The sequence below is a fragment of the uncultured Christiangramia sp. genome, from assembly GCF_913046405.1.
GTDB lineage: Bacteria > Bacteroidota > Bacteroidia > Flavobacteriales > Flavobacteriaceae > Christiangramia > Christiangramia marina.
This window is the reverse complement of record NZ_CAJWRQ010000141.1, coordinates 1-5646: the sequence shown is the minus strand read 5'-3', so window position 1 is coordinate 5646 and position 5646 is coordinate 1. Positions and strand designations below refer to the sequence as shown.

Below are 5646 nucleotides of genomic sequence, written 5' to 3'. Positions count from 1 at the left end.
AGGAATAAACCCAATATGTCCGAATCCGCTCTCTAATTTCTATAACAACTATTATGGAGAAAATCATACCACCATCCTGAATCTTTCGAAGGATGTTTGTTAAAGAAAATCAGAGAATGGGCGGTCGTATATAATACCAATATTTCTTGTCAAATAATAGGTTTTAGAAAAGACATTGCCGCCATCCTGAGCTTGTCGAAGGAAGCCTTTCGAAGTCAAATCACCAATTTACATCAACCAATATATCAAAAGTCTTCTTACTTCTTCGGAAGGCTGGGAATCCAAAATTTAATTTTTAAAACTATAGAATATTCAGGTTCCTGAAGTAACTTCAACTAAGGCCGGTATTCCTGGAAATACCTCTTTAGAATCATTCACTTAAAAACCGATATTCTGAAGCAATAGTTTTCAGTCTTCTAAAAAATTGTTCCGCAGGTTTAAAATAACGACCTTTGTACACTCATAATTACAAGACCCTACTGTGAAATCGAATACTCATTAAATCTATCGCAGTATGCCGTGGTATGTAGTAAGAACAAGATCACAACACGAGATCAAAACTTCAGAATATCTCTCCAAAATGGGAGTAGAGGTATTCTGCCCTACGATCGTGGAAGTCCGTCAATGGAGCGACCGTAAGAAGAAAGTTACCGTTCCATTATTCAGATCCTATATCTTTGTAAATATCACTGAGGCTGAGAGGTCAAGGGTGTTTGAAGCTCCCGGAGTGGTTAATTTTTTGCAATGGCTGAATAAACCGGCGATCGCTAAGGATGCCGAGATCGAAGCTATACGGTCATGGCTTAATAATGATAAGATCTCAGATCTGGAAGTTACCCAGTTTAAACCCGGAGATCAGGTAAAACTTAAATCGGGTAAAATGGCCAATCAAACGGCAGTGATCAAAGAAGTTGGTGATAAAAAGTTAAAACTGATCCTCGAAGAACTTGGCTGGATACTTACCGCCAGCGTGCACGACGTAGTTTAGGTACACTTAGCTCCTTAAAATTATAATTTATCGGTTTAATCCAATATTTTAGCAGCGAACTGACAGGGCACGGATTGTATTCTGCAGTTTTTGATCGCTTGAGCTTATAATCTCTATGAAGATATTAGTTACCGGGGCAGCCGGATTTATTGGATTTCACCTGTGCAAAAAACTTTTGCAGGAAGGTCATACTGTAATTGGTCTGGATAATCTTAATGATTATTACTGCCCATCCCTTAAAATTGCACGTCTTGCTGAATTAGGAGTTAATGTAGCGGTAGATTCGGCATATAATCAGCCTTTGAAGAGTCAGCGGTATCCCGATTTCATTTTCCATAAAATGGACCTTCAGGATCGCGAAAATTTACCTGGAATTTTTAAAGCTTACCAGTTTGATCTGGTTTGTAATCTTGCGGCACAGGCGGGAGTACGCTATAGCATTGAAAATCCTCAGGCTTACATAGACAGTAATCTTGTGGGGTTTGCCAACATTCTGGAATGCTGCCGACTTTATAACATTAAAGATTTTGTGTATGCCAGTTCTTCAAGTGTATATGGACAGAATAAAAAAGTTCCATTTTCCGAAGAAGATAGAGTAGATGAGCCTGTTAGTTTATATGCGGCAACGAAGCGCAGCAATGAACTAATGGCGTATACCTATAGTCATCTCTACGGAATTCGCTGTACAGGTCTACGGTTTTTTACAGTATACGGACCCTGGGGACGACCAGATATGGCGATGTTTCTATTTGTAAATGCAATTAAGAATGGAGAACCTATACGGGTCTATAACGAAGGAAACCTGGAGAGAGACTTTACCTTTGTAGATGATATCATCAATGGAGTGAATGCGGTGATCAACGATTCGGATACTGATAATAATGCACTACACCGCATATTTAATATTGGAAACAGCCAGCCGGTAAAGTTGCTGGATTTTATTGAGGAGATCGAAAAGCAGTTAGGGATCAAGGCTAAAAAGAATTTGATGCCCATGCAGCAGGGAGATGTGAATAGAACCTGGGCAGACTCCCGGCCGCTTATGCAGCGTTATGGCTATCAGCCCAAAATTGACATAGAGGAAGGAATCAAACAATACCTGCAATGGTTTGAAATATTTTATAAGATTTGAGAAATTACTTTAAAATAAAACATGCAAAATAATTTAGAGATAGCGATCAAAGCTTCGCTGGAAGCGGGCAAAAGGATCATGGAAATTTACGAGAACGAAGATTTTGAAGTAGACTTTAAAGGAGATGATTCTCCGCTTACTAAAGCCGACCTTGCTTCTCACCAGATTATTATGCAGCATCTGTCTGCAACAGATATTCCGGTGCTTTCAGAAGAAGGAAGAGATCTTTCCTATGAAGAACGTAAGAATTGGTCCAGCCTATGGATTGTGGATCCTATCGATGGCACCAAAGAATTCATTAAAAAGAATGGTGAGTTTACGGTCAATATTGCCCTGGTTAGAGATCAAAAACCTGTACTGGGAGTCATTTATGTTCCCGCACTTCGGGAATTGTATTATGCTTCGGAAGAAGCCGGTTCCTACAAAGTAGATAACGTTGTTGATTTCGACGGAATGGAAAGTCTGGAAGCTTCCGCAGTAAAACTTCCGAAGAAAAATAAGAATAAAAGTTTTACCGTTGTTGCTAGTAAATCTCACCTTTCCGAAGAAACCAAAGACTATATTGAAAAGCTGAAAGATGGGCATGGAAAAGTAGAAAGCATCTCCAAGGGCAGTTCTTTAAAGCTTTGTATGGTAGCCGAAGGTAAGGCAGATGAGTATCCGCGTTTTGCTCCTACCATGGAGTGGGATACGGCAGCAGGACAGGCGATCTGTACTTTTGCCGGCAAAACCGTATATGATCATAAAACCGGAAAGGAAATGTTGTACAATCGCGAAAACCTGCTGAATAACTGGTTTCTGGTGAAATAGCTAGCTTTGCAGCGAGGCGATCTAAAATATAGAAAATGAAAGGAATTATTCTTGCCGGAGGATCAGGCACCCGGTTGTATCCTATTACCAAAGGGGTTTCCAAGCAACTGCTGAATGTGTATGACAAACCCATGATCTATTATCCGCTTTCGGTCCTGATGCTGGCCGGGATCAGGGAAGTTTTGATCATTACGACCCCGGAGGATCGCAGCAATTTTGAAAAACTGCTGGGTGATGGGAAGGACCTGGGCATGGACTTTCAATATGCGGTACAGGAGTCACCAGATGGTCTGGCGCAGGCTTTTATCATTGGAGAAGAATTCATAGATGGTGATGATGTTGCTTTGATCCTGGGAGATAATATTTTCTACGGACATGGGTTTACAAGTTTACTTCGGAAGTCGGTCGCTACGGTCGAACAGGAGCAGAAAGCCGGAGTTTTTGGATACTATGTCAACGAGCCATCGAGGTATGGAGTCGCAGAATTCGATACTGAAGGAAATGTACTCAGCGTGGAAGAGAAGCCGGAATTACCAAAATCCAATTATGCGATCGTAGGACTGTACTTTTTCCCAAATTCGGTTGTGGAAGTCGCAAAAAATGTAAAGCCTAGCAAACGTGGGGAACTGGAGATCACTTCGGTGATCCAGTCATATCTGGAGGATCAAAATTTGAAAATGGAGATCATGCACAGGGGTTACGCCTGGCTGGATACGGGAACTCATGAATCTATGCTGGAAGCAGGGAATTTTATTCATACCCTGGAAAAAAGACAGGGACTTAAAGTAGCCTGCCTGGAAGAGATCGCTTATGAAAAAGGTTATATCAGCAAGCAGGATCTGGCACAACTGGCAGAAAAACTGGGGAAATCATCCTATGGAGAATATTTATTAAAGAGAGCGGGACAATGAGCAATCTAAACAAAACGATCCTGGTTACCGGTGGTGCAGGTTTTATAGGGTCTAATTTTATAGCCTATTACCTGGAGCAAAATCCGGAACAGCATATTATTAACCTGGATGCGCTTACCTATGCGGGTAATCTCGAGAATCTTAGCGAAGTGGAATCCAACCCTCGCTATCAATTTATAGAAGGCGACATCCGCAACCGTGAACTGCTGGAAAAGATCTTTCAGGAAAATCATATAACCGGAGTGATACATTTTGCGGCGGAATCTCACGTAGATAATTCGATTAGCAATCCGGGTGTTTTTATCGAAACCAATGTGAACGGAACATTTAATCTTCTGGACGTCGCCTTCAAAACCTGGATGAAAGCGCCTTTTGAATACAGAGAGGAATATAGAGATTGTAGATTCCATCATATTTCAACAGATGAGGTGTATGGAAGTCTTGGGGAAATCGGGTATTTTACTGAAGAAACCCCCTATGCTCCAAATTCTCCTTATTCGGCTAGCAAGGCAGCTTCAGATATGGTGGTGCGCAGTTATCATCATACGTATGGAATGAATACGGTCATTACGAATTGCTCCAATAATTTCGGACCAAAACAGCATAAAGAAAAATTGATTCCTACTATCGTTCGCAAAGCCCTGAGCGGAGATGATATTCCCATTTATGGTAACGGAAAAAATGTGCGTGACTGGTTATATGTTTTGGATCATGTAAAAGCGATTAGTCTGGTTTATGCGGAAGGCAAAACAGGCGAAGTGTATAATATTGGAGGTGATACAGAAATGCAGAATATAGAGCTTGCTCATAAGATCTGCAAATTGCTGGATGAACTTAAACCGAAGGATTCCGGAAGTTACAGTGAACAGATCACCTTTGTAAAGGATCGGGCGGGTCATGATCTAAGATATGCCATCGACGCCGGGAAGATGAAGTCACAATTAAACTGGAAACCAGTTTCAGAATTTGAAGAAGCTTTGATAATTACGATACACTCCTTAACCTAAAAATAATATAGGTCAGTCAGATAGTTGATCTCTATTTTTAAGATAAAATTAATATCATATTATCATCTATATCCAGTATTCTTTACTGAATCTTTAAAAATCTGCAATTAGGAACAACTGAGGGGAAAATCCCCTCGATTCATCGTTAAAATTTTAACAACTTAAATTTTCACAAGGCGATAAACGAACCTAATTTTGCTGTTTCTAATCAACCTGAAACCACTTACCCTACTTATGTGTCTTTGGTCGATCCCGACTAAGAATTTTTCCTCAGGTATTATTTAAAATTTTTTTACGGGAGTTACTTTATGTGACTCACGGCGGCGAAGCCCTGTTTTCAAATTAATACATATTAAATTTAATGTTTACGGAACAACCGAGAATAGCTGTGATAGGCCTGGGATATGTAGGACTCCCATTAGCGAGATTATTTGCAACCAAATATCCTGTAGTAGGATTAGATATCAATTTAAAGAGAGTTGAAGAACTAAGAAAGGGTCATGATGCTACTTTAGAAGTGGAGGATGACGTTCTACAAAGTGTACTTTTAAAAACTTATCCTTTCGCAGCTAAACCTTCTTTGCATTTACAACTAAATGATTCTGGGGTAAATGGATTCGAGTCTGGTGACGATGAACTTGCAGAGCAGGAGAGTAAACAAGGTGACAGGATTTTGCCAGCTTTAGATAAAGGGGAAAAACTAAAAGTACTCAACGTTGATCCGGAGCAGCATTTTACTCAACCACCACCTCGATTTAGTGAGGCTATGCTAGTTAAAAAACTTGAGGAAGAGGGTGT

At 40.3% G+C, this 5646-nt stretch carries 6 protein-coding genes; all 6 read left to right on the top strand.

The genetic code is table 11. The annotated features are described in order from the left end of the window. Positions 1-514: 514 nt before the first annotated feature. Complete coding sequence (locus QZ620_RS13320) at positions 515-988, top strand: UpxY family transcription antiterminator (protein ID WP_295182546.1); 474 nt, start codon at positions 515-517, stop codon at positions 986-988. 115 nt (positions 989-1103) lie between these two features. Beyond that, positions 1104-2120 carry an NAD-dependent epimerase gene (locus tag QZ620_RS13315; protein ID WP_295182544.1) on the top strand — a complete coding sequence of 339 codons (1017 nt, stop codon included), beginning with the start codon at positions 1104-1106 and terminating at the stop codon, positions 2118-2120. Between the two features lie 21 nt (positions 2121-2141). Further along, positions 2142-2930: a 3'(2'),5'-bisphosphate nucleotidase CysQ gene (gene cysQ, locus QZ620_RS13310; protein WP_295182541.1), complete on the top strand. Its 789-nt coding sequence runs from the start codon at positions 2142-2144 to the stop codon at positions 2928-2930. Between the two features lie 35 nt (positions 2931-2965). Continuing rightward, the gene (gene rfbA, locus QZ620_RS13305) at positions 2966-3841 is read left to right on the top strand and encodes a glucose-1-phosphate thymidylyltransferase RfbA (RefSeq protein ID WP_295182538.1); all 876 of its coding nucleotides are present in this window, start codon (positions 2966-2968) and stop codon (positions 3839-3841) included. Next, complete coding sequence (gene rfbB, locus QZ620_RS13300; protein ID WP_295182536.1) at positions 3838-4848, top strand: dTDP-glucose 4,6-dehydratase; 1011 nt, start codon at positions 3838-3840, stop codon at positions 4846-4848. Before rfbA ends, rfbB begins: the two co-directional genes overlap by 4 nt. Before the next feature lie 361 nt (positions 4849-5209). Continuing rightward, a partial coding sequence (locus tag QZ620_RS13295; protein ID WP_295182534.1) for a DNA topoisomerase occupies positions 5210-5646 on the top strand: 437 nt, incomplete at its 3' end.

What these genes read in the sequence shown, in the direction of transcription:
- QZ620_RS13320 (WP_295182546.1), top strand. Translation starts at nt 515, where the DNA reads ATGCCGTGGTATGTAGTAAGAACAAGATCACAACACGAGATCAAAACT.
- QZ620_RS13315 (WP_295182544.1), top strand. Translation starts at nt 1,104, where the DNA reads ATGAAGATATTAGTTACCGGGGCAGCCGGATTTATTGGATTTCACCTG.
- cysQ (WP_295182541.1), top strand. Translation starts at nt 2,142, where the DNA reads ATGCAAAATAATTTAGAGATAGCGATCAAAGCTTCGCTGGAAGCGGGC.
- rfbA (WP_295182538.1), top strand. Translation starts at nt 2,966, where the DNA reads ATGAAAGGAATTATTCTTGCCGGAGGATCAGGCACCCGGTTGTATCCT.
- rfbB (WP_295182536.1), top strand. Translation starts at nt 3,838, where the DNA reads ATGAGCAATCTAAACAAAACGATCCTGGTTACCGGTGGTGCAGGTTTT.